At 66.9% G+C, this 22,284-nt stretch carries 21 protein-coding genes; 15 read left to right on the top strand and 6 right to left on the bottom strand.

Annotated elements, in window-relative coordinates:
- Positions 1-24 precede the first annotated feature (24 nt).
- Positions 25-438: a flagellar export chaperone FliS gene (gene fliS, locus G315_RS0101780; protein ID WP_018169828.1), complete on the top strand. Its 414-nt coding sequence runs from the start codon at positions 25-27 to the stop codon at positions 436-438.
- A gap of 46 nt (positions 439-484) precedes the next feature.
- Complete coding sequence (locus tag G315_RS0101775; protein ID WP_018176759.1) at positions 485-877, top strand: flagellar protein FliT; 393 nt, start codon at positions 485-487, stop codon at positions 875-877.
- A 273-nt stretch (positions 878-1,150) separates the two neighbouring features.
- On the opposite strand, the gene G315_RS0101770 is transcribed toward G315_RS0101775, so the two are convergent.
- Entirely contained in the window at positions 1,151-3,343 is a 2,193-nt protein-coding gene (locus G315_RS0101770) for a bifunctional (p)ppGpp synthetase/guanosine-3',5'-bis(diphosphate) 3'-pyrophosphohydrolase (RefSeq protein ID WP_019611785.1), read from the bottom strand.
- A gap of 99 nt (positions 3,344-3,442) precedes the next feature.
- On the opposite strand from G315_RS0101770, the gene G315_RS0101765 reads away from it, so the two are divergent.
- The 6 genes from G315_RS0101765 to G315_RS0101740 all read left to right on the top strand — a co-directional run bounded on the left by G315_RS0101765 (position 3,443) and on the right by G315_RS0101740 (position 8,166).
- On the top strand, positions 3,443-4,276 hold the full coding sequence (locus G315_RS0101765) for an alpha/beta hydrolase (protein WP_019611784.1): 834 nt from the start codon (positions 3,443-3,445) through the stop codon (positions 4,274-4,276).
- A 116-nt stretch (positions 4,277-4,392) separates the two neighbouring features.
- Positions 4,393-5,421: a hypothetical protein gene (locus G315_RS0101760; RefSeq protein WP_026338807.1), complete on the top strand. Its 1,029-nt coding sequence runs from the start codon at positions 4,393-4,395 to the stop codon at positions 5,419-5,421.
- Positions 5,422-5,492: 71 nt separating this feature from the next.
- The gene (locus G315_RS0101755) at positions 5,493-6,239 is read left to right on the top strand and encodes a class I SAM-dependent methyltransferase (protein WP_018145628.1); all 747 of its coding nucleotides are present in this window, start codon (positions 5,493-5,495) and stop codon (positions 6,237-6,239) included.
- Between the two features lie 5 nt (positions 6,240-6,244).
- Positions 6,245-6,505 carry a DUF167 domain-containing protein gene (locus tag G315_RS0101750; protein ID WP_019611782.1) on the top strand — a complete coding sequence of 87 codons (261 nt, stop codon included), beginning with the start codon at positions 6,245-6,247 and terminating at the stop codon, positions 6,503-6,505.
- Positions 6,506-6,562: 57 nt separating this feature from the next.
- A complete protein-coding gene (pyrC, locus tag G315_RS0101745; protein WP_019611781.1) occupies positions 6,563-7,594 on the top strand; it encodes a dihydroorotase in 1,032 nt (343 codons plus the stop codon).
- Between the two features lie 92 nt (positions 7,595-7,686).
- Positions 7,687-8,166 (top strand): hypothetical protein, encoded by a 480-nt coding sequence (locus G315_RS0101740; protein ID WP_018169820.1) that lies wholly within the window; start codon positions 7,687-7,689, stop codon positions 8,164-8,166.
- Between the two features lie 10 nt (positions 8,167-8,176).
- On the opposite strand, the gene G315_RS0101735 is transcribed toward G315_RS0101740, so the two are convergent.
- Positions 8,177-10,144 (bottom strand): bifunctional diguanylate cyclase/phosphodiesterase, encoded by a 1,968-nt coding sequence (locus tag G315_RS0101735; protein ID WP_019611780.1) that lies wholly within the window; start codon positions 10,142-10,144, stop codon positions 8,177-8,179.
- Between the two features lie 101 nt (positions 10,145-10,245).
- On the opposite strand from G315_RS0101735, the gene G315_RS0101730 reads away from it, so the two are divergent.
- The 4 genes from G315_RS0101730 to G315_RS0101715 all read left to right on the top strand — a co-directional run bounded on the left by G315_RS0101730 (position 10,246) and on the right by G315_RS0101715 (position 13,508).
- Entirely contained in the window at positions 10,246-10,620 is a 375-nt protein-coding gene (locus tag G315_RS0101730; protein WP_018145633.1) for a DUF1992 domain-containing protein, read from the top strand.
- The gene (locus G315_RS0101725; RefSeq protein ID WP_018145634.1) at positions 10,617-11,705 is read left to right on the top strand and encodes a PA0069 family radical SAM protein; all 1,089 of its coding nucleotides are present in this window, start codon (positions 10,617-10,619) and stop codon (positions 11,703-11,705) included. Before G315_RS0101730 ends, G315_RS0101725 begins: the two co-directional genes overlap by 4 nt.
- 105 nt (positions 11,706-11,810) lie before the next feature.
- Complete coding sequence (locus G315_RS0101720; RefSeq protein ID WP_018176768.1) at positions 11,811-12,620, top strand: hypothetical protein; 810 nt, start codon at positions 11,811-11,813, stop codon at positions 12,618-12,620.
- Positions 12,621-12,635: 15 nt separating this feature from the next.
- Positions 12,636-13,508, top strand: a complete 873-nt coding sequence (locus G315_RS0101715; RefSeq protein WP_018145636.1) for a mechanosensitive ion channel family protein — start codon at positions 12,636-12,638, stop codon at positions 13,506-13,508.
- A gap of 34 nt (positions 13,509-13,542) precedes the next feature.
- Here the strand turns inward: G315_RS0101715 and G315_RS0101710 are convergent, their stop codons facing one another.
- Together G315_RS0101710 and G315_RS0101705 are read right to left on the bottom strand one after the other, a co-directional pair.
- Positions 13,543-15,243, bottom strand: coding sequence for an ExeM/NucH family extracellular endonuclease (locus G315_RS0101710; RefSeq protein WP_019611779.1), 1,701 nt, complete (start codon positions 15,241-15,243; stop codon positions 13,543-13,545).
- A 16-nt stretch (positions 15,244-15,259) separates the two neighbouring features.
- Entirely contained in the window at positions 15,260-15,697 is a 438-nt protein-coding gene (locus tag G315_RS0101705) for an Rrf2 family transcriptional regulator (protein ID WP_018145638.1), read from the bottom strand.
- A gap of 206 nt (positions 15,698-15,903) precedes the next feature.
- On the opposite strand from G315_RS0101705, the gene G315_RS0101700 reads away from it, so the two are divergent.
- Together G315_RS0101700 and G315_RS0101695 are read left to right on the top strand one after the other, a co-directional pair.
- Positions 15,904-17,208 carry a methyl-accepting chemotaxis protein gene (locus tag G315_RS0101700; RefSeq protein ID WP_019611778.1) on the top strand — a complete coding sequence of 435 codons (1,305 nt, stop codon included), beginning with the start codon at positions 15,904-15,906 and terminating at the stop codon, positions 17,206-17,208.
- Positions 17,209-17,304: 96 nt separating this feature from the next.
- Positions 17,305-18,183, top strand: a complete 879-nt coding sequence (locus G315_RS0101695) for an undecaprenyl-diphosphate phosphatase (protein ID WP_019611777.1) — start codon at positions 17,305-17,307, stop codon at positions 18,181-18,183.
- A gap of 182 nt (positions 18,184-18,365) precedes the next feature.
- Here the strand turns inward: G315_RS0101695 and G315_RS0101690 are convergent, their stop codons facing one another.
- Together G315_RS0101690 and G315_RS0101685 are read right to left on the bottom strand one after the other, a co-directional pair.
- Entirely contained in the window at positions 18,366-20,888 is a 2,523-nt protein-coding gene (locus tag G315_RS0101690; protein ID WP_019611776.1) for an ABC transporter permease, read from the bottom strand.
- A complete protein-coding gene (locus tag G315_RS0101685; protein WP_018169811.1) occupies positions 20,885-21,595 on the bottom strand; it encodes an ABC transporter ATP-binding protein in 711 nt (236 codons plus the stop codon). Before G315_RS0101685 ends, G315_RS0101690 begins: the two co-directional genes overlap by 4 nt.
- On the opposite strand from G315_RS0101685, the gene G315_RS0101680 reads away from it, so the two are divergent.
- On the top strand, positions 21,594-22,280 hold the full coding sequence (locus tag G315_RS0101680) for an arylesterase (protein ID WP_019611775.1): 687 nt from the start codon (positions 21,594-21,596) through the stop codon (positions 22,278-22,280). The genes G315_RS0101685 and G315_RS0101680 overlap by 2 nt on opposite strands.
- Positions 22,281-22,284 lie beyond the last annotated feature (4 nt).

Raw genomic sequence — 22,284 nt, 5'->3', positions numbered from 1 at the left:
CGAACGGATAACGGAGACCAACGCATGTACGGACCGGGCATGAATCGCGGAGTGAACCAGTACCGGCAGTCGGGCGCGCTGGCCGAGGCCCAGGTGGCGGACCCGTACCGGCTGATCCAGATGCTCTTCGAGGGGGCACTGGAGCGGATTGCCGTGGCCAAGGGCGCGATGCAGCAGGGCAACGTGGCGCTGAAAGGCGAAAAGATCGGCAAGGCGATCGACATTGTCGAGTCCCTGCGGGCGGTGCTGGACCACAAGCACAACGGCGAGCTGGCCGGGAACCTGGATGCGCTCTACGAGTACATGAGCCGCCGCCTGCTGGAGGCCAACGCGAAGAACGATCCGGCGGCACTGGACGAGGTGGCCAAGCTGCTGCGCGAGATCAAGGCCGGCTGGGACGATATTCCGTCCGAACAACGTGTTGCCCGGGCGAGTTGAAGGCGCCCATGGGCCAGCTTCTCGTGTGCCCCCAGGGCCGACGCCTATGACGGCCGGCGATAGGACCGATACCGCCGACGTCACGGTCGCGGCGACCATGGAGGATGCGGTCGAAGCGATCCGCGCCCATATGGCACGGGCCGTGGCCGAGGAGGATTGGGAAGAGTTGCAGGAGCTGGACCGGCAGACGAGGGCTCTGGTGGAGCGGGCCTTCGGAGCCGATCCGGTGCCGCTGCGCGATGACTCCGGTGCGGCGCTGCGCGCGGCCCTGGAGGACTTGGCGCGCTTCTACGAGACCTCCGTACAGGACCTGTCGCAACGACGGGGCGAGGTCGCACAGCAGATCCGCGAGCTGAAGTCCGGGCGCAAGGGCACCAACGCCTACGAGACGACCCGGCGGCATTCCATGCGGGCCGGGCCGGGCCACTCGGCCGACTGACGGGGCTCTGTACCCGGTCGGCACTTTTTCGACATCCAGCAAAGCTCGATCCCCCCTCCCGTCATCCCGGAAACCGCGGAGCGGTTATCCGGGATCTCTGTGGCGCGGTGCGCCCGCGCGTTGGGGCGTGTCCGGCGTGGGAGATCCCGGCTCTTCGCTGCGCTACGGCCGGGATGACGGGGAGCGCACGTTGTGCCGGGATGACGGGGAGCGCACGTTGTGCCGGGATGACGGGAAGGGGCGGCGATGTACGGTCTGGTTGACGAGATGCGGTCAGGGGTTTGGGGGTAGGCGGCGGACGGTTTGGACGCTGCTGAGGGATTGGAGGCGGTCGAAGAGGTGGCTGAGTTCGCCGAGGTCGCTGAATTCGGCTTCCAGTTCCATGCGCACACTGCGGTCTTCGCGGTTGGTTTCGGTGTTTACGCGCAGGAGGTTGATGCCGCATTCGGAGAAGGCGTTGCCGACTTCGCCCAGCAGGCCGGGGCGGTCGTGGGCATCCACCTCCAGGGTGATCGCCTCGCGTTCGGGCTCTTCACCCCAGGAGACAGGGATCAGGCGGCCGCGCTTGTCTTCTGGCATGTGCAGGATGTTCACGCAGTCGCTGCGGTGCACGGAGACGCCGGCGCCGCGGGTGATGAAGCCGATGATCGGGTCACCGGTCTGCGGATTGCAGCACTGGGCGCGCGTGGTCAGCAGCCCGCCGACGCCGCGGATTCGGATGTCGTCCGGTTTGGCTTCGCCCTCGTGGCGGCGCGGCCGCTGTGGCGCAGGGGTGGCAGCCGGCTGTTCGCCCGTTCGGGCGTCGCGCAGCTGGTGGGAGATACGTCCGGCGATCTGGGCGGTGGTGACATCCCCCGCGCCCAGGGCAATCAGGAGTTCGTCGAAGGTCTGATACTTCATTGCCTCGGCCAGCGCGCGGCGGTCGAGGTTGTGGCCGCAGCCAAGGCGCTGGCATTCGCGATCGAACAGGTGCTTGCCGGTCGCCAGGTGTTCGTCCTGGTGCTGCTGACGGAACCAGGTGCGGACCTTGGAGCGCGCGCGGGCGGTGTTGAGATAGCCCAGCGCGGGGCTCAGCCAGTCGCGGCTGGGCCCGCCTTCGCGGGTGGTCAGGATCTCCACGCGCTCGCCGGACTTCAGCTTGTAGGTGAGCGGGACGATATGGCCGTCGACCTTGGCGCCGCGGCAGCGGTGGCCGACCTCGGTGTGGACGGCGTAGGCGAAGTCCAGCGGGGTCGCGCCCTGGGACAGGTCCAGCACTTCGCCCTGGGGCGTGAGCACGAACACGCGTTGGTGCAGCGGCTCGCTCTGGATCTCGTCGAGCAGGTTCTGGTCGTTGTTGTCGGCGGCCTCCAGCAGCTGCCGCAGGCTGTTGATGGCGCGGTTGAGCGCCTGATCCTCGCGTCCGCCTTCCTTGTAGCGCCAGTGCGCGGCGACCCCGAGCTCGGCGAAGTCATCCATCTCGCGGGTGCGGATCTGCACTTCCACGACCTTGCCCTCCGGTCCGACCACGGCGGTGTGCAGGGACTGGTAGCCGTTGTCCTTGGGGTTGGCGATGTAGTCGTCGAACTCGCTGGGCAGGTGGCGCCAGTCGTTGTGGACGATGCCGAGCACGGTGTAGCAGGTGGCCAGCTGGTCGACGATCACGCGGGTGGCGCGCAGATCGTACAGTTCGGACAGCGAGGTGCGTTTTCGCTGCATCTTCTTCCAGATGCTGTAGATGTGCTTCGGCCGGCCGAAGACCCGGGCCTCGATGCCGTCTGCCTGCAGGCGTATCTTCAGTGTGCGGGCGAACTCTTCGACGTAGGATTCTCTTTCAGTGCGGTTTTCCTCGAGGCCGACGGCGATGTCGCGGTAGGTTTCGGGTTCCAGGATGCGCAGGGCGAGGTCTTCCATCTCCCACTTGAGCTGGCCCACCCCAAGGCGGTTGGCCAGCGGTGCGATGACGTCGAGGGTCTCCTGGGCGAGGATGCGGGCGCCTTCGTCGGGCTCGCGGACCAGCTGGCGCAGATGCTGCACCCGAAACGCCAGCTTGATCAGCACGGCGCGCACGTCGTCCACCATGGCCATCAGCATGCGGCGCAGGCGTTCGGCCTGTTCCGGACGCCCGGCCGGGGCCTCGAAGCGGCGGCGCACCAGCGCGGCGACGTTGGTGGTCAGCCGGGCCACCGCGGCACCAAAGCGCTGCTCGAGCTCGGCCGGCTTGATCAGGTCCGCCAGATACACGGGTACCAGCAAGGTCGCAATCAGCGTCTGCCGATCGACGTTGAGATGGCGCAGGATCTCGGCCACGTCCAGTGGATGCGATTCAAGCCCGGCGGTATCGACGGCCTCCAGTGCTTGATCCAGTGCCTCGGCCAGCTGCAGGCCGGTGGCGTCGTCCAGGGGCTGGCTGCCCGCGAAATGGCGCAGCAACGCGTCGCGGTCGAGCCCCTGCAGATCGGTATTGGTCAGCAGCGAATGGCGCATGGAGGCAATCGTCGAAACAGAGCGAGAGCCCTATTGTACGGGAGCGCAGACGGTGGCGAGAGGCTTGCGCATGGGGGTGACCGGGGTCAGGATCGCGGCATGGCCAACTTGTTCAAGATCCTGGTATTCGCGGGGCTGGGTTATGTCCTGATCACCGGGTTGATCTTTATCACCCAGGACCGCCTGATCTACATGCCTTCCAGCACCATCACCAGCACGCCGGAGCGCATCGGGCTGGACTACGAGGATGTGGAGCTGGTCACCGAGGATGGGGTGCGGATTCATGGCTGGTTCGTGCCGGGCCCGGATGGCGACACGCCCGTGTTGCTCTTCCTGCATGGCAATGCCGGAAACATCGGTCACCGGTTGCATTCCCTACGCCAGTTCCACGAGCTGGGACTGGCCGTGCTGATCATCGATTACCGCGGCTACGGGCGGAGTGCGGGGCGCCCCGACGAGGCCGGCACCTACGCGGATGCCCGCGCCGCCTGGCAGTACCTGATTGATGACCGTTCGGTTTCGCCAGAGGAGATCGTGCTATTTGGCCGTTCGCTGGGGGCGGCGGTCGCGGCGGAACTGGCAACGGGCGTGGAGCCGGGGGCGGTGATCCTGGAGTCCGCCTTTACCTCGGCTGCCGATCTGGGGGCGCGCCATTACCCCTGGCTCCCGGTGCGGGCGCTGCTGCGGCACCAATACGACACCCTGGGCCGGGTGGGCGCGATCTCCGCGCCGATCCTGCTGGCTCATAGTGCCGAAGACGAGATCGTGCCATTCGAGCATGCCAAACGCCTGCGGGCCGCCGCTACGAATGCGCGAGTGCTGGAGATGGAGGGTGGCCACAACGACGCCTTCCTGACCACGGGGAACGACTACACGGAGGGCCTGCGGGCATTCCTCCGCGATGCGGGCGTGGCGGTCTACGGCCCTCAATGACGAACGGACAAAGAGACTGGATGGGGCAGGTCGAGGGGAGAACCCGTGTTTCCATCGTGGGAGATTGGTAGACTCCGCGGCTGTTTTGGCTGGAATGGATCTCCCTGGCGTCCGGAATGAGCGAATCTGCCGCAAAAGCCCCCCTCACGGTTACCTACTGTCGTGATGAGCAGCCGGAATGCGCGTCGGCGCCGGTGGTGATCCGCTTTGGCGGGGCGAGCGGTGTGGAACGCCTGCCGGGGCGTCTGGAGATCCGCGTGGGGCTGGAGCCCCTGGGCGCCGAGTCGGACTGGGCGGAATGCTGGTCGCTGCCGGACGGCGCCGAGGGCGAGACCGGAGTGGAAGGCTCGCTGAGCTACCTTCGCCACAAGGATTGCCTGATCGGTTGCTGGATTCAGCCGCTGGATGCCGCAGGCGACCCGGACCCCCTGACCGAGCGCGCGTACCGCGAGATCCTGGCTGGCTGCCGTTCGCTGGGTTTCGAGCACCTGGTGCGGGTGTGGAACTATCTTCCCGCGATCAATGACCCGGTGGCCGGCCAGGAGCGCTATCGTGGCTTCTGCAGCGGGCGGGCGCGGGTGTTCGAGGCATTGCCGGAGTACGAACAGTTCCTGCCGGCGGCGACGGCGATTGGCACCCATTCCGACGGCTTGCTGATCTATTTCATTGCCACTCGCGAGGCGGCCGCGCGTATCGAGAATCCGCGCCAGGTCAGCGCGTATCGCTACCCGCCTCAGTACGGGCCGCGCAGCCCTTCGTTTGCCCGCGCCAGTTTGTGGCAGTCGGGGCCGGAATCGGCCGAGCTGTTCATCTCGGGCACCGCCAGTATTGTCGGCCATGAAAGCCGGCATGTTGGCGATCTCGAGGCGCAGATCGACGAAAGCCTGCGCAATATTGGTGTCCTGCTGGAACAGGCCGCCACGGATCACCCGGTTCGGGTGGAGAGGCCGCGCGACTTGTCGCTGCTGAAGGTGTACCTGCGCCATGCGGCCGATGCATCGGCCGCGGAACGTCACTTGCGCGCGCGCCTCGGTCACGATGTGCCGTACCTGTTGCTGCACGGGGATATCTGCCGCGAGGAATTGCTGGTGGAGATCGAGGGACTTTATTCGGAGCGTCTGACCGCGACGTTCGCGACACCATGAAGGATTGATGCCGGGCCGGTCAGGCCGCCGAATTGCGGTGGCGCCGGTCCCTTGCCTGGGGAGTACACGCAATGCAGCCAACCACCAAGAAGCCACACCCGGTCCTGAAGGACTACTACGGGGATGAAGCCAGCCGGCGCGCCTACGTCGACGACCTGTTCGACCGGACTGCCCCGTATTACGACCGAATCCTGCGGGTCGGCTTCTTCGGCACCGGGCAGTCGTATCGCCGGTTTGTCCTGAAACAATCCGGTCTGGAGGCCGGCATGGAGGTGCTGGACGTGGCCACCGGCACCGGCCCGGTTGCGGAGGAGATCCGCAAGGTGGTGGGCGATGACCACCTGACCTGCGTGGACCCGAGCCGCGGCATGATGGATGTGGCCCGAACCAAGATGGATGCCACGTTCGTCCAGAGCCTGGGCGAACAGATGCCCTTGCGCGACCAGCAGTACGACCGTTTGTACATGGGGTATGGGCTTCGCCATGTGCGCGACCTGCACGAGTTGTTCAGCGAGTACTTCCGCGTGCTGAAGCCGGGCGGGCGCTGCACCATCCTCGAGGTCTCGCGGCCACGTACGAAGTTCCAGTTTGGCCTGGCGCGTTTCTATTTCCGCGATTTCGTGCCGTTCGTGGGCAAGGTGCTCACCCGCGACCCGGACGGGCAACTGCTGATGCGCTATTTCTGGGACACTATCGACCAGTGCGTCCCCCCGGACGACATCATGGAAACCCTGCGATCCGTCGGTTTCGAAGATGTGCAGCGCAATGTCCAGCTCGGCGTCTTCAGCGCCTACATGGCGACGCGCCCGGCCGGGTAGGGTTTTTGGCCCGGCTGAAGGTCAAGGTGGCGCCCGGGAGCAAGCGCAACGCCATTGGCGGCTGGATGGGCGAGACCCTCAAGCTGCAGGTTCAGGCGCCGCCGGAGAAGGGCCGCGCGAACGAGGCCGTGGTGGCCTTGCTGGCCGCGGAACTGGGGTGTTCGAAGGCGGCCGTGCAGGTGGTGGCCGGTGCGACCTCGCGCAGCAAGACCGTGGTGGTCGAGGGCTGGTCCGAGGCCGAGTTGCACCGCGCGTTATCCTCATGACTCATACACTGTGACGGGGCCCAGTACCGGACGGCCCCCCTGCGAAGGGAACTACGGATGAACCGCCTGACCCTGACTCGACCGGACGACTGGCACCTGCACCTGCGCGATGGCGATGTGCTGGCGACGGTACTGCCGGACACGGCGCGCCGCTTCCGCCGCGCCATCATCATGCCCAACCTGAAACCGCCGGTGACGACGGTGGAGGCCGCCGCCGAGTACCGCGACCGCATCCTGGCGGCGCTGCCGGAAGAGGCGGACTTCGAGCCCCTGATGACGCTGTACCTGACCGAGGGCACGACACCGGGCATGATCGACGCGGCGAAGGCCTCCGGGTTCGTGCACGGGGTTAAGCTCTATCCCGCGGGTGCCACCACCAATGCGGCCAGTGGCGTGACCGATATCCGCCGCTGCTATCCGGTGTTCGAGGCGATGCAGCGGGTGGACCTGCCGTTGCTGATTCACGGCGAGGTGACCGATCCGGCCGTGGACATCTTCGATCGCGAGGCGGTGTTTATCGAGCGCCACCTGGAGCCGCTGATCCGCGATTTTCCGGAGCTTCGGGTGGTGCTGGAACACATCACCACCGAGTCGGCCGTGCAGTTCATCCAGGACGGGCCGGCCAACGTCGGCTCCACGATCACGCCCCAGCACCTGCTGTACAACCGCAATGCGCTGTTCGCGGGCGGCATGCGGCCGCATCACTTTTGCCTGCCGATCCTGAAGCGCGAACGCCATCGCAAGGCGTTGCTGGAGGCGGCCACCAGTGGCCACCCGCGCTTCTTCCTGGGGACCGACAGTGCTCCGCATCCACGCCACGCGAAGGAGTCGGCGTGTGGCTGTGCGGGTATCTATTCCGCGCACGCGGCCATCGAGCTGTACGCGGAGGCCTTTGCCGCGGCGGAGGCACTGGACCGGCTGGAGGGCTTTGCCAGTCATTTTGGCCCCGATTTTTACAAACTGCCGCGCAATACCGACACGCTGACGCTGGAGCGGTCCCCGTGGACCGTACCGGAGGCCGTACTGTTCGGGCATGATCCGGGTGTGCCCCTGCGCGCGGGCGAGACGATCGCCTGGCAGCTGGCGTAGTCCAGCCTCCGGAAGCGGCCGGCGTGGCGAACCCTGTAACGGCTCGGCGGTCAGCAGGGTAGACGAGTACAGGACAAGACGAGGATGGAGACATGACCGAACCCAATGTGCAACGCGGGACGCTGTTGTTCTGGATGGCCATCAGCCTGGGGGTGGCGTTGCTGATCGTGGCGCTTGGGGTCGGGCTGGAGCCGGCCGGCGCGCCGATCCTGCGCGCGCCGCTTAGCTCGCCGGCCGCCGGTGCCCTGGGCTTTGGTCTGCTGATGGTCTGGGCCGCGTATGCCTATGCGCTGTCTGCCGGACGTGCCGCGGGCAGCCAGGAGATGGGGGTGGTGATCCTCAACCTTGGGCTCCCGGTGGCCCTGATCCTGCTGTGGCGTGCCGAACTGAACGCGCTGGCGTTTTTCGTCGCGTTGGGCTGGGCGCTGACCCTGGGTGGCATGGCCGTGCGCCTGTTCCGGCGCGAGGCCCTGGCCGGCGTGATGATGTTGCCGCTGATCGGGGTCAGCCTGACGGCGATTCTGCTGTCGCTGACGCTCTGGGTGCTGCCGGCCGCGACCGGCGGGGCCTGAGGCCGGATTCCTATCCGGCCGCCGGCGCCTGACGGATGTCGGGCGTCAGCGCCTGCGCGCGGCGGCAGTGATCGAAAAAGGCATTGGCATCCATGGGCCGGGCGAACAGGAAGCCCTGAAAGAGCAGGTCACCGTGGGTGGTCAGCCAACGGTACTGGGCCTCGGTCTCGACCCCCTCGGCCACCACCGCCAGACCGAATTGGCGTGCGATGTCGCAGATTGTGCGCACCATGGCCTGGTCGTCCGGGTCGTGGTCGACCTGGCGGACGAAGCTCCGGTCGATCTTGAGTTCGTCGAACGGGAGACGCTTCAGGTAGCTGAGCGAGGAAAACCCGGTCCCGAAGTCGTCCATCGAGAAGCGCAGGCCCATTTGCCGCAGGGCCTGCATGATGTGAATCACCCGGTCGGTATCCTCCGCCACCACGTGCTCGGTGATCTCGAGCGTGATGCGGTGGGCGTGTTCACGGCCCAGATAGCGGGTGATCAGGTCTTGCATGCGGTGGACAAAGTTCAGGTGCACCAGTTGGCGCGGGCTGATGTTGATTGCGAGCTGCTCCAGGGGGAACCCGGCGCGATCCCAGTCGCGCAAGGCCTGGAACGCCCGCGCGATCACCGCGTCGCCCAGTTCGCTGATATAGCCGGTCTGTTCGGCGATGGGGATGAACTCCGCCGGTGACACGGCGCCCAGCTCGGCGCTGTGCCAGCGAATCAGGGTCTCGGCGCTGCGGATCCGCCCAGTGGTGTCCACCTGGGGCTGGAAAAGGACCTCGATCTCGCGATTGTGCAACGCAAAGTGCAGGCAGCGCTCGATCTGCAGATGCCGCTCCACCGCCCGCGACAGCTCGTCGCTGAAGACGACCACGCCGTCGCGCCCGCGGTCCTTCACTTCGTACATGGCGATATCGGCCTCGCGCACGAGTTGATGCGAGTCGACCGGCTGCGCGGGCTCGATCAGGCGGATGCCGATGCTCGCGCTCACGTGCAGGTGATGGTTGCGGATAATGTAGGGCGTCTTGACCACCTGAAGCAGCGAATGCGCCAGGCGGCGGGCGGCGCGCTCGCAAGTCTGGCGGTCTTCTTTGCCGGGGGCCACGATGACGAACTCGTCGCCGCCCAGGCGGGCGAGGTGGTGGCCCGGGGGCAGGGCGTTGGCGAAGTCGCGCGTCACGGACTTCAGCAGCTCGTCGCCGATGTCGTGCCCCAGCAGGTCGTTGACCGTCTTGAAATGGTCCAGATCGATCAGCAGCAGGTACGAGTGCTGTCCGTGATGTTGCAGGACCTCGAGGCTTTGTTCGAGATGCTCGATGAAGGCGGCGCGATTGTTCAGTCCGGTCAGGGCATCGTGGGAGGCCTGGTGGAAGCTGTTGCGCAGCAGCCCGAAGCTGCTGTTGGCCGCGTAAAACAGGACCAGGGCAAGGGTTGCCGAGAAGGCCGCCAGGACATAGCTATACCAGTCCCCGATTAGCAGGAAATACCCGGCCAGCGGCACCATCATGGCCGGGATTAGCGGCCGGAAAACCCAGGGGGCCGGGTAGAGCAGGGCCGCGACCACCGTGGTGGCGCCGATCTGCGTGAAAATGGCGATGTAGTGGAGATTGTGCGAGTCCAGGCGCACAAAGATCAGAAAGATCGCGGTCCACAACGCCAAGTAGAGATACAGGAAGAGGGTGAGGTGCAGCCGCCAGCGGAGCCGTTGCTCCGGCGACAAGGGAGAGCGGTGGTAACGCCAATACAGCTGCAGGCCCCAGAGCGATGTGGCAAGCATCACGCTGTACCAGGCTGCAGCCGCGGTGAAGGCCCCGTGCAGCGCACCCAGCAGGATGTAGCCCAGGCCGGGGACCAGGGACAGCGCCACCAGCACCGGGATCTGGCGCGTCAGATAGGTGTCGAACTGGGGATCGGCGCGTAATGCCTCGCGGGCCGGAACAAGCGCGCGTACGCTGGACGCCGGTGGATTGTCTCGCGGGGTGAGTGCCATCGGGGTCCAGACGGGGACGGTTTGTGGAAGAGCTGGACGTTACGGTAAATCGGGCGGGGCCTCAACAAGCGCGGCCCGGCGCATGAACAACGGACTACGGGATGTTGCTAACCGAGTTACAGATCGAGGCCCAGCTGGCCGATGCGGCGCGCCGCGGGGAGTTCGATGACCTCCCGGGGGCGGGTCGACCCCTGGAACTGGATGATGACAGCGCGGTGCCGCAAGAGCTGCGCATGGCCTTCCGGGTGATGAAGAACGCCGGCTATGTCCCCGAGGCCGTGCAACTGAGGGGCGAGATCGCCTCCACGGAGGCGTTGCTGCAGGCGGCGGACGACGAGGCGGCGCGCCAGCAGGCGGCCAAGCGTCTGCGCTTGCTGCTCGACCGGCTGAACCGCAGCGATGCGGGTCGGGGCATGCTCTCCGAGTCCGGCTATTTCCGACAGCTGTGCGAGCGCATGGATGGCCCCAGCCAATGAAACCGGTCCATGGACCGACCAAGGGCCGCGGCGCGACCATCGATCCCCATGCCCGCTTTGAGTCGACCCGGCACGAACCCTTCGACGACGGGTGGGTCGGTGATGGCGAGGCACCGGCGCCGCTGCGCACCGAGGTGACGGTCGAGCACCCGCGCAGGGTCCTGTCCTGGAATCAGTCCCCGGATGTGCCATTCGAGCTCTCCCTGAACCCTTATCGTGGCTGCGAGCACGGCTGTGCATACTGCTTTGCGCGGCCGGCCCATGCCTATGTGGGCCTTTCGCCGGGGCTCGACTTCGAGAGCCGGCTGTTCGCCAAGGTCGGCGCGGCCGACTGCCTGCGGCGCGAACTGGCGCGACCGTCCCACCGGGTGACCCCGTTGGCGCTCGGGATCAACACCGATGCGTACCAGCCGATCGAACGTGAATGGCGGATCACGCGTGAGCTGCTGGAGGTGCTGGCCGAGACCGGGCATCCCGTATCCATCGTCACCAAGTCCGCACTGGTCGAGCGCGACCTGGATTTGCTGGGTCCGATGGCGGAGCGCGGACTGGTGCAGGTGGCGATCTCGGTGACGACCCTGGATCGCGGGCTGTCGCGACATCTGGAGCCGCGCGCGGCGGCCCCGCAACGGCGCTTGCAGACCGTGGAGCGGCTCACGGCGGCGGGCGTCCCCGTCAGCTTGCTGGTGGCGCCGTTGATCCCCGTGCTCACGGACGGGGAGCTGGAGGTCTTGCTGGATGCCGGGGCGGCGGCTGGCGCAGTGGCCGCCGGCTATGTGCTGCTCCGGCTCCCGCGTGAGGTGGCCCCACTGTTCGAGGACTGGTTACGCACCCATCACCCGCTCAAGGCGGAGCATATACTGCAGCGCCTGCGCGAGGCGCATGGGGGCAAGCTCTACGATTCCACCTTCGGTCACCGTATGCGCGGGGCCGGGCCGTATGCGGAGCTGTTGCGGCAGCGCTTCCGGCTGGCGCGGCGCCGGGCGGGGCTGGCCGGACGTCTCGTGGAGCTGGACTGCAACCAGTTTGTCCCGCCCGCGCGCCCGCAGAAGACGCGGTCCGAAGGGCAGCTCGACCTCTTCTGACGCTCGGCGAATGCGGTCCGGCTGGCGCCGTTGTCCCGAGGACGCTTCTCCCGCGGGCGGGGTGTTCTGGTTTACAGTGAGGCCAACATCAAGACAGGGCGGACGATGCCGCAGAATCCAACCATGAGTACCAACGATGCGGCCTGGTGGGGGCGCCGGGGACTTGCATCGGGGCAACATGGACGCTGGTCCATCGGCCCCCTGGACCTCTGGCTGCTGCACGGCGAGCAGGAATGGCAGATGGTCCTGGAACGCCCGCGCGACCCCGCCGATGCCACACTGGCGATCGATGTTCCCTGCGCCGATGGGTTCCCTGCCGATGCGAACGACCTGCTGCGTTTTGCCGGATCCCCGGCGGATTCGGTACCGGAGCTGCGGGTGGCCCTGGCGGATCGGCCGATGGTCAGCCGGCCGCAAAACCCCTTCTATGTGCCGGCCCGTGGTCAGGTCACGCTTTATCTGAGTTCCCCGGCCTGGGTGCAGCTGCACCTGGGCGACGCCATGGTGCAGGAGTTTCCGGTCTATACGCCGTCCGATACCTGGTTCGGCCCCAATACCGTGAACGGCGAGCTCTGTTATGCCACTCGCACCCAGGCTCGCCTGGACCTGGCCGACGTGCCCGTGCGCCCGCACCGCGTCATCACGCCGCTGACCATCGAGAACAAGGCTTCGGATGCCCTGTTCCTGGAACGCGTGAACCTGCCGGTGCCGCGCCTTCCGGTGTTCGCCGACGAGCACCACCGGTTGTGGACCCCGGCGGTGCGCATGGAGCGCGAGGAAGATCGCGACATGGCGGACATGAAAATCGACTCCGGTCCTCCCGGCGTGGCCGGCGGGGCCCAGCGCATCGCCGAACCCCGCCAGGCCGGGGGGCGGCATTTGATGGTCAGGGCGTTCACCGCCCTGTTTCAGTAGGGAGCTTCCGGCGCGATGAATGAATGGCTGCAAACCGCTCAGACCTTTGTGACCAGCGAGGCCTTTCTCGCCGCCATCCGCGCCGCGGTTTACCTGCTGGTGGGCCTGTTGCTGGCTCGCCTGCTGTCGCGCGGTCTGGCGCGCGCGCTGGAGGACAAGCTCGACGCGCAGCAGGTCATGCTCACCCGCCGCATCAGTTTTTACTTGATCGTTCTGCTGGTGCTGGCCTCGGCGCTGCGCGAGCTGGGCTTCGATCTCACCGTGCTGTTGGGCGCGGCCGGCATCCTAACGGTCGCGCTTGGCTTTGCATCGCAGACCTCGGCCTCGAACCTGATCTCGGGGCTGTTCCTGATTGGCGAACGCCCATTCTCCGTGGGGGATGTCATCAAGGTCGGGGATGCCACGGGCGAGGTGCTGTCGATCGACCCGCTGTCGGTCAAGCTGCGCACCTTCGACAACCTGATGGTGCGCGTGCCCAACGAGACCCTGGTGAAGACGCAACTGACCAATCTCAGCCGCTTCCCCATCCGTCGTCTGGACATGCAAATCGGGGTGGGCTATCGGACCGATCTCAAGCAGTTGCGTGACGTGCTCATGGGCGTGGCCGAGCGCAATCCGGTCTGTCTGGAGGAGCCTAAGCCGCTGTTTATCTTCCTCGAGTACGGTGATTCCGCGCTGAAGATTCAGCTCTCGGTGTGGGCGCGGCGGGAGAAGTTCCTGGATCTGCGCAATTCCATGCACGAGGGTGTGAAGGCCGCGCTGGACGAGGCGGGGATTGATATCCCGTTCCCGCAGCGCACGCTGGGTGGCCTGGATGGAAGCCCGTTACCCGTGCGCATCGTCGACAACGTGCCGGAGGCCGAGGCGGAAGCGTCCGCGCGCGACTGACCGGCAGGCCGCTGGAGTGGAGTTGGGCCGTCACTCAATCCAGGCGGAGATCCGCCCAGGCCGGGTCGTGATCCGAGGCGCGCCAGGGCCCCGTGGCGGGCGCGCGACCGTCAAAGCCGAGGAAGCCGGGTTCGTCTGCATTGACCGGCCAGGCCGCACCGTCGTGCACGGCGTCGCGCAAGGCATCGGGACCCAGCAGGTAATCCAGCTGTCCGGCCCGGCCGCGAAAGACATAGGTATGGGCGGACGCGGGATCGTCATGCACCAGGTCCCGCTTGCCGGCCGCGGCCAGCGTTCGCACCGGGTCTTCGGCGGCGTAGGCGTTCAGGTCGCCGAGGATCAGTACGGGAACATTTGCGAATTCATTGCGTTGTTGTTCCCGGATCCATGTCACCAGACGTTCGGCCTGGGCCGTGCGCCGTTCATTCCAGCAACCCTGGCCGCGGTCAATATCGCCCGCGTCGGGGCAACCGCTCTTCGCCTTGAAGTGCACCACCACGGCCCCGAAACGCTTGCCACTCCCGGGTTGCTGGAACCAGCCGAGCAATGGCGGGCGATGATGCACGGCATCGCGATCGGTGGCGGACCCAACGAGTTGCAATCGGTCCGGACGGTAGAGCAGGGCCACCTTGATCGCGTCGTCGCCCGGCCCCGGGTGGGCGATGGCCGCATAGTCGCCGCGTGGCGGAGGGACGGCATTCAGTCGTTCGACCAGCTGCCGGCGCGCCGCCTCGGCGTTTTCCAGTTCGACCGCGCCCAGCAGGTCGGCGTCCAGCGTTTGCAGCAGGGCATCCAGCTTGGCCGTCTGGCGCTCGCGTTCCGCCCGGTTTTGTGCGCCGCGCTCGCCCAGCGTCACGAAGTCGTTCTCCAGATTGGCGGTGGCGATGCGCAGGTGGTCCGTCCCCGGCGTCGACGGCGGTTCGGGGCGCTCGCCGCAGAGCCAGTCCAGCGAGTGGGTGGGATGGATGCGATGGTCGCCGAAGGCGTGGGTCAGGATCCCGGTCAGGCCTTCCAGCGTGCTGCCCACCCGGCGCGTGCCATGATCGTCGCGATAGGGGATCGGGTCGGGGTTCGCGCGATAGCTGCCATCATCCAGGATGATCCGGCGATTCTCGTCCCGGGCGGTTCCTGCGGCCCCGGTCTGGCCGGGGTGCATGAGCCGCCCCCCGGCCGAGAGCGTCAGGCTGCCATAGCGCGCGAGTTCGTGGTTGGCGGTCACCGCCAGCGTCTGCGCAAAGCGAACACGGAGGTCGGCGTACTCGCCGAGGCGGCTGGCGTCGTCAGGCAGGCGCACCTCCAGCGGTGCCGGCAGTTCGCCGTGCCCGCAGCCCTGGATGCGGTCCAGCCGAGCGATCTGCGGGCGTCCGCGGTGGCGGCTAAAGACCCCGTGTACTTGCACATGCTCGCCGGTCGAGACCGGCTCGCGACGCGGGGCATACACGAACATACCGGCCGAGTCGGGCCCGGCGCCCTGCTGCAGATAGAACCCGCCGAGTTGATCGGGCCCCATAAACACACCGGTGACGATGCCCTCCGCGATGACGGCATCCCCCTCGGCGACCGCGCCGGCGCGGAGCTCGGCGAGAGGGGCGACCTCGGCCCCGGGGGAGGGGCAGGTCACCCGGGCATCGACCGGGGAGGCTGCGAATAGCAGAACCACCAGTGCGCCCCCCAGCGTGCGGCGCACGCACGGGGCCGGGTTGGCGTGGCGGCGGGGGTGCGTCAGCCGATCCATGGCCGCATGAGAAGAATCAGGCGCTCTTGCTGGGGTTCAGCAGTTCGTAGAGATAATCCGGCGCCTGGGTGACATCGGCGATGGTGTAGCGGTCGAGGACGTCCAGGAAGGCATCGCGCGCATCGTTCAGTACCCCACGCAACTGGCAACCAGGGAGAATCGGGCAGACGGGATTCTCGCAGTCCACCACGTTCAGGTTCGGCTCCATGTCGCGGATGACACTGCCTACGTTGATCTCGTTCGGCTCGCAGGCGAGCGAGATCCCGCCCCCCTTGCCACGCCGGGTGATGATGTAGCCCTTCTGGCCGAGCTGGTGAACGATCTTTACCAGGTGGTTGCGCGGGATCGTGAACTGCTCGGAGATATCGCTCACGGTCACGCGCTGGTCGCGCGGTTGCACGGTGAGGTACATCAGGACCCGAAGGGAGAAATCAGTATAGCGAGTGAGCTGCATAGGGAAGGAATCGTCGGTTCGCGGTTTTGAAGGATATGCATGCGCGCATATGTCTTGGAACCTTAATCGCTCCGGACACCCGTCACAAGTTCGGTCGTTGCCGCTGAGTGAAGGCCGGGGCGTATTCGGGGTTCAGAAACCGCACAGCCCGGCCGTTACATGCCAATAATAACAAGGCTTCTGAAGCCGAAATACAGGGGAATTCAATGGAGTCGATCAAGGGGTTGGGCCGGCTGTCACTCGCCGGACGGTTCTCGCTGGCCCTGAGCGCGATCGTGGGGGTGTTCTTTCTAATTGCCGCTGCCGCGGTGTTCTGGCACACCGCAACGCTCAAGGGGGGCATGGAGGCGACGTTGACGGGCGTCATGCAGGGCCACGAGACGACCCCGGCACTGGAGGCCGAGGTGGCGCTCGAGATCGACCGTCTGCTGGATCTTGCGGCCTGGCAGGTCAACGCGATGATGCTGGGTGTCGCGATCGGCGTGGTCGTCGTCGTGTATTTCCTGTTCGTGTTGATGATTCGCCGGCGCCTGGCGCATCTGGCCTCGCAGTTTCGCGGGGTATCGGAGGGGGAGGGCGATCTGAGCCAGCGGATCGAGGCCCCGCGCAATGACGGGATTGATCGCCTGGCGCGTCTGTTCAACGCATTTATCGAGCGCTTGCAGGGGATGGTGTCGGAGATGGTGGAACACGCGCGTGAACTGGGGGAGTCCGTCGGCACCCTTCACCGCGTGGCGGAAGAGACCAACCAGGAGGTGCAACAGCAACAAGCCCGGATCGGCCAGGTTGCTACCGCGATGAACCAGATGACGGCCTCGGCCGAGGAGATCGCGCGCAATGCCCAAACCGCGTCGGAAGCCGCCGATCAGGCCGAGAGCGAGACGCGTACCGGGTCCGATGTGGTGGACGCCTCGGTGCGCACGATGCGCGAACTGGCGAGCGAGATTGGCACGGCAAACGAGCAGGTGGCGCGCCTGCAGTCCGAGTCGGACAGCATCGGTTCGGTGCTTGACGTGATCCGCGGCATTGCCGAGCAGACCAATCTGCTGGCGCTCAATGCGGCCATTGAGGCTGCGCGGGCGGGGGAGCAGGGAAGGGGATTCGCTGTCGTAGCGGACGAAGTGCGGACCCTCGCCACGCGTACACAGGACTCCACCACCGAGATCCAGGCCATGATCGAACGCCTGCAGGCCGGCGCTCGGGCGGCGGCCAGCGCGATGGAGCGCAGCCGCGAGAGGGGCGAGGCCGGAGTCGACCAGGCCGCTGGTGCGGGCGACGCCCTGCAGGCGATCCGTTCCGCGGTGGAACGCATCCGTCATCTCAACAACGAGATCTCCGGGGCGGTATCGCAACAGGCGGAGGTCGCGCGCGAGGTGGATGGCACCCTCACGGAGGTTAGCCAGGGAGCCCAGATCACCGCGGGGAATGCCGAAGCCACGGCCAGCGAGACGGACGCCCTAGTGGGGCGGATCGAGCGGCTGCGGGGACTGACCACCCAGTTCCGGGTCTGATCCACGCCTGGCTGAGCGTGCGAACGGGGTCCCGGCGCCTCCCTGGCGTTTTCCGTATACTGCGGCCCGCCTCGGGTTCACGGAGCCGTATCTGCAATGACAGTCTGGGTCGCCGCCCTCCTCGGGATCGTTCAGGGCATCTTTATGTTTCTGCCGGTCAGTTCGACCGCGCACCTGGTCCTGACCCAGCACTGGCTGATCCGTCAGGGCGAACCGCTACCGGCGCCCGAGAGCCCCGAGATGATCCTGTTCGACCTGGTAGTGCACGTGGGCACCCTGGTCTCGATCGTCTTCGTCTTCCGCAAGAGCCTGACCCGGCTGACCGGTGGCATTGCCCGCGAAAGCCTGCAGTGGGCATCGGCCCGCGGGTCGGCCGGGCGCGAGATGCTGTCCCTGCGTCTGGCCCTGCTGGTGGTGCTTTCGGTGTTCGCGACCGCGGTGGTCGGATTCACCCTGAAGGCGGGCTTCGAGCAGGTGTTCGCCCACCCGACCCTGATCGCGGGCACGCTGAGCCTGACCGGGGTATTGCTGTGGTGGACGGACCGGCTGCAACGGCGCCCGTTGGGGCTGCGCCAGCTGAGTCCGAAGATCGCCACCATCATCGGCGTGGCCCAGGGCTTTGCACTGATCCCGGGGCTCTCGCGCAGCGGCATGACCATCACCTTCGCGCTGTTCACCGGGCTCAAGCGGCGCTGGGCGGCGGAGTACAGCTTCTTCCTCGCGATTCCGACCATCCTCGCTGCCACCGCCGTGCAGTCACTGGACGTGCTCAATGGCGACGGGCTGGGGAATCTGAACTGGACGGCGCTCGCGGTGGGCTTCGTGGTGTCCGCCCTGGTCGGGATCGTCTCGTTGAAGATGGTCCTGTTCTTCCTGTATCGCGCCAACCTCAAGGTCTTCTCGTTCTACCTCTGGGCGCTGGCGCTGCTGGTCCTGTTCGGATTCCTCGACGTGGAGATCATGTACGGAAAATGACCGGATCCCCGGGTGTGGAGTCTCACGAGGGGGGCCCATTTTCCCCAACTCTCCGTGGCGTCCCAATGATCGACGCGGGACCGGAGAGTGACCAAGGTGCTGCGCACCGCGCCTTGTCTCGAAAAAAATGGGGTAACCACGCGGACGGGTGAGTGAATCAGCCGCTCCCTGGATTCCTCGGCTTACTCCGGTCCGCGCAGGACCGCCAGGGGCGCCTGATCCAGCACCCGCCGGGTGCCCAGCCAGCCCGCCAGGGCAATCCCCAGCGTACCGCCACCGATGCCGTAGACGAAGGTCAGCGGGTTCACGCTGTAGTCGAACCCGAAGACCTGCCACGCGAGCAGGGCGCCGACCGCCGTGGCAATGACGGACGCCAGCAGCCCGGCCAGCAGCCCCAGGGCGCCAAATTCGGCCAGCAACCCGTTGCGGATCTGGTCGCGGCGTGCACCCAGGGTGCGCAGCAGCGCGGCCTCGCGCCGGCGTACATCGCGCGTCGCCTGCACCGCCGCATAGAGCACGGTCAGACCCGCAATCAGCGTGAACAGGAAGACGTACTCCACCGCCCGGGTGGCCTGATCCATGACGTCGCGCACCTGCGCGAGGATCGCGCTGACATCGATCGCCGAGACCGCGGAGAATTCGCGCAACCACTGGTTCTGGGCGGAGCGCTGCGCCTCGGGTACGTGCATGGCGGTGATGAAGGTCCGGGGCTGCTCGTCCAGCAGCGGCGGCGGACCGATCACGAAGAAGTTCACCTGGAAGCTGTCCCAGTTGACCTCGCGGACGCTGGTGATCGGGCTGCGAATGGCCTGACCGCCGACACGGAAGGTCAGGTGGTCCCCGAGTGCCAGGTTGAAGCGTTCCATCAGCCCGGCCTCGACCGACCACCCGCTATCGGGGTCCTGCCGCTCCTCGCCAAACCAGTTTCCCTCGACGATGGGGTTATGGTCCGGGGGCGACTCGGCGTAGGACAGGTTGAACTCGCGATCCACCAGCCGGCGATCGCGATCATCGTCGAAATCATCCGGACGCACGCGCTCGTCGTTGATCTCGATCAGCCGGCCGCGGATCATCGGGTCCAGTTGCGGGCGCTCGAGACCGGCCGCCTCGACGCGGTCGGCAAAGGCATCTTCCTGTCCCGGCTGGATGTTGATGAAGAACTGGTTCGGGGCATCCTCGGGGATGCTGGCATCCCAGGCCTCCAGCAGGTCTACCCGGACAATGGCAAGCAGCAGCAGTGCCAGGATGCCTACGCTGAAGGCCACGAGCTGCACGGCACTCAGGCCACCCCGACGGGACAGGTTGGCCAGGCCGAAGCGCAGGGCCATGCCGCCGCGGTTGCGCAGGGGCCGCAGGGCCAGCACCAGCGCCATCCCGAGTGCGGCCAGCACCGCGATCGCAACGGCCGTGCCTACCAGCACCCAGGCGGCCAGTTGGGGATCGGCGGCCTGCCAGTACAGCAGGCCGCCGAACGCCAGCAGTGCCAGGGCGCCGGACAGCCAGACCGAGGTGGGCGGCAGACCCAGATCGCGCCGGAGGACCCGCAGCGGCGAGACCTGGCCGATCCGCAACAGAGCGGGCAGGGCAAAGCCCACGGCCGTGATCAGCCCCACCCCAAGGCCGGCGATGACCGGGCGTGAACCGGGCGGAGGCAGGTCTCCGGCGAGCCAGTCGCCCAGCAGGGCCGCGAGGACAAACTGGGCCGCGAAACCGATCGCGAGCCCAACCCCGCTGGCCAGCAGGGCGACCAGCACAACGCGGCCGAAGTAGGTGAGCAGGACCTGGCGTCCGCTGGCTCCCAGCGCGCGCATCACCGCCGCCGGGTCGGCGCGGCGCTGGGCGAAGTGATGGGCCGCGACGGCGATCGCGGCCCCGGCCAGCAGTACCGCCATCAACGAGGCGAGGCCGAGGAAGCGCTCCGCACGTTCGATCGCGGTGCGCAGTTCCGGGTTGGCGTCCTCCAGACCCAGCAGGCGCTGGCCGGACTCCAGCTCATCCTCCAGCCAGTCACGGAACTCCGCGACGCCGGCGCTGGGTCCCGCGGCAAAGAACTCGTAGCGTACGCGGCTCCCCGGGCCGATCAGGCCACTGGCCTCCAGGTCATCGAAGGCCAGCATCAGTCGCGGCGCGATATCCAGCAGGTTGCTGCCGCGATCGGGTTCGTGCGTGATGATCGCGGTCACTTCCAGATCGAGGTCGCCGACCTCCACCCGGTCCCCGACCTCCAGTCGCAGGGCCTCGAGCAGCGCCGGCTCCAGCCAGGCCGTACCCGGTTCCGGACCGCGGTCGCGGACCCGCTCGTCCGCCTCGCGGCCAGGACGGATACGCGCCTCGCCTTTCAGTGGCCAGCCCGCCTCGACCGCGCGCAGGGCGGCCAGTCGCGATTCGTCGTCCGCAGTAAAGACGACGCTGGGGAGGGAGGCCGTACGCGCCGTTTCCAGTCCGTAGCTCGCCGCTTCGGCAGGCCAGACTTCCGGCAGCGGGTTGTCGCTGACGACTGCCAGGTCACCCCCCAGCAGCGCGGTCGCCTGCTGGGCCATGCCCCGATCCACCCGATCGGTGAAGAAGCCCACCGCCGCGACGGCTGCGACGGCGACGACCAGGGCGGCGGCGAGGACGCGCAGCTCGGCCGAGCGCCATTCACGCCAGGTGCCACGCAGCAGGGCGCGTAGATGGCTGCGGTCGGTTCCCCGGGTGGCAATCATTCGAGCACACCATCCTGGATCGAGATAATGCGATCACATTGTCCGGCCAGCTCGGGGTCGTGGGTAACCAGCACCAGGGCCGTTGCCGGCCCATCACTGTCGGGGTGACGCGCGAGGCTGAACAGCAGCTCAATGATGCGGTGCCCCGTCCGCCCGTCGAGGTTCCCGGTGGGTTCGTCGGCGAACAGCACCGCCGGGTGATCCACAATGGCGCGGGCAATCGCCACGCGTTGTTGCTCGCCACCGGAGAGTTGATGGGGGTAGTGTGCGGAACGTTCGCCCAGACCCACGCGTTCCAGGGCCTGTGAGGCCCAGTGGTTCAGGGTTTCCTGACTCTCTTGCGCATGGGCCGGGTTGAGCTCCAGCGGGAGCAGGGTGTTTTCCATCGCTGTCAGTGCCGGCAGGAGCTGGAAGGACTGGAACACAAACCCGACCCGGCCGGCGCGCAGGGCGGCCCGGCCATCCTCGTCCAGTTCGCTGATGGTTTGCCCGAGCAGCCGAACTTCTCCCGCACTCGGGGCGTCCAGACCTGCAAGCAACCCGAGAAGGGTGGACTTGCCGGAACCCGAGGCGCCGAGAATGGCCACCGTCTCGCCCGCCTGGACCGCCAGTGAGATGCCGCGCAGGATGTCCAGCGGTCCGCTGGGTCCGTTGATCCGCTGCTCGAGGTCCCGGGCCTCCAGTACAAATGACGAGGATGCATCCATGTTGCGTATTCCGTTGGTCGTGATGGGCTTGATCGCGTTGCTATGGAGTCCTGTTGCGGCTGCGAATTCCCTACCGGACGAAAATCGTTCGGCCGAGCCGCTCCGGGTCCTGGTGTTCGGGGACTCGCTGAGTGCCGCGTACGGCATGCCGGATTCCGCCGGCTGGCCGGCCCTGCTGGGCGAACGGCTGGCCGAGCGAGAGAAGGACTGGAAAGTGGTCAACGTATCCATCAGCGGTGATACCACTGCCGGTGGACGGAGTCGCTTGCCCGACGTGCTGGAACGCGCAGCGTTCGAAGTCGTCATCCTGGCCCTGGGCGGCAACGATGGCCTGCGCGGCCTGCCGCCGCAGGCCATGCGCGAAAACCTGGAGGCCATGGTCGATGCGATCGAGGCCGTCGACGCCAACACCCTGTTGCTGGGTATACGCATCCCGCCGAACTACGGCCGCCGCTATACCGAGCGTTTCGAGGCCGTATTCGCCGATCTTTCCGAGGAGCGGGGACTGGCATTCGAGCCATTCTTCCTCGAGGACATCCTGCTGGAAGACGGCATGTTGATGGACGACGGTATCCACCCCAGCGAGGCCGCTCAACCCCATCTGCTGGACGCGGTGTGGTCGCGGCTGGAACCCATGGTGGAGGAGGCCGAAGCCCGATCGCGCCCATGCAACGGAGCCGGGTAAACCC

The sequence above is a fragment of the Thioalkalivibrio sp. AKL7 genome, from assembly GCF_000381705.1.
GTDB lineage: Bacteria > Pseudomonadota > Gammaproteobacteria > Ectothiorhodospirales > Ectothiorhodospiraceae > Thioalkalivibrio > Thioalkalivibrio versutus.
The sequence above is the reverse complement of the archived record's forward strand: the minus strand, read 5'-3'. Positions and strand labels throughout refer to the sequence as shown.

What these genes read in the sequence shown, in the direction of transcription:
- fliS (WP_018169828.1), top strand. Translation starts at nt 25, where the DNA reads ATGTACGGACCGGGCATGAATCGCGGAGTGAACCAGTACCGGCAGTCG.
- G315_RS0101775 (WP_018176759.1), top strand. Translation starts at nt 485, where the DNA reads ATGACGGCCGGCGATAGGACCGATACCGCCGACGTCACGGTCGCGGCG.
- G315_RS0101770 (WP_019611785.1), bottom strand. Translation starts at nt 3,343, where the DNA reads ATGCGCCATTCGCTGCTGACCAATACCGATCTGCAGGGGCTCGACCGC.
- G315_RS0101765 (WP_019611784.1), top strand. Translation starts at nt 3,443, where the DNA reads ATGGCCAACTTGTTCAAGATCCTGGTATTCGCGGGGCTGGGTTATGTC.
- G315_RS0101760 (WP_026338807.1), top strand. Translation starts at nt 4,393, where the DNA reads ATGAGCGAATCTGCCGCAAAAGCCCCCCTCACGGTTACCTACTGTCGT.
- G315_RS0101755 (WP_018145628.1), top strand. Translation starts at nt 5,493, where the DNA reads ATGCAGCCAACCACCAAGAAGCCACACCCGGTCCTGAAGGACTACTAC.
- pyrC (WP_019611781.1), top strand. Translation starts at nt 6,563, where the DNA reads ATGAACCGCCTGACCCTGACTCGACCGGACGACTGGCACCTGCACCTG.
- G315_RS0101740 (WP_018169820.1), top strand. Translation starts at nt 7,687, where the DNA reads ATGACCGAACCCAATGTGCAACGCGGGACGCTGTTGTTCTGGATGGCC.
- G315_RS0101735 (WP_019611780.1), bottom strand. Translation starts at nt 10,144, where the DNA reads ATGGCACTCACCCCGCGAGACAATCCACCGGCGTCCAGCGTACGCGCG.
- G315_RS0101730 (WP_018145633.1), top strand. Translation starts at nt 10,246, where the DNA reads ATGTTGCTAACCGAGTTACAGATCGAGGCCCAGCTGGCCGATGCGGCG.
- G315_RS0101725 (WP_018145634.1), top strand. Translation starts at nt 10,617, where the DNA reads ATGAAACCGGTCCATGGACCGACCAAGGGCCGCGGCGCGACCATCGAT.
- G315_RS0101720 (WP_018176768.1), top strand. Translation starts at nt 11,811, where the DNA reads ATGCCGCAGAATCCAACCATGAGTACCAACGATGCGGCCTGGTGGGGG.
- G315_RS0101715 (WP_018145636.1), top strand. Translation starts at nt 12,636, where the DNA reads ATGAATGAATGGCTGCAAACCGCTCAGACCTTTGTGACCAGCGAGGCC.
- G315_RS0101710 (WP_019611779.1), bottom strand. Translation starts at nt 15,243, where the DNA reads ATGGATCGGCTGACGCACCCCCGCCGCCACGCCAACCCGGCCCCGTGC.
- G315_RS0101705 (WP_018145638.1), bottom strand. Translation starts at nt 15,697, where the DNA reads ATGCAGCTCACTCGCTATACTGATTTCTCCCTTCGGGTCCTGATGTAC.
- G315_RS0101700 (WP_019611778.1), top strand. Translation starts at nt 15,904, where the DNA reads ATGGAGTCGATCAAGGGGTTGGGCCGGCTGTCACTCGCCGGACGGTTC.
- G315_RS0101695 (WP_019611777.1), top strand. Translation starts at nt 17,305, where the DNA reads ATGACAGTCTGGGTCGCCGCCCTCCTCGGGATCGTTCAGGGCATCTTT.
- G315_RS0101690 (WP_019611776.1), bottom strand. Translation starts at nt 20,888, where the DNA reads ATGATTGCCACCCGGGGAACCGACCGCAGCCATCTACGCGCCCTGCTG.
- G315_RS0101680 (WP_019611775.1), top strand. Translation starts at nt 21,594, where the DNA reads ATGTTGCGTATTCCGTTGGTCGTGATGGGCTTGATCGCGTTGCTATGG.
- G315_RS0101685 (WP_018169811.1), bottom strand. Translation starts at nt 21,595, where the DNA reads ATGGATGCATCCTCGTCATTTGTACTGGAGGCCCGGGACCTCGAGCAG.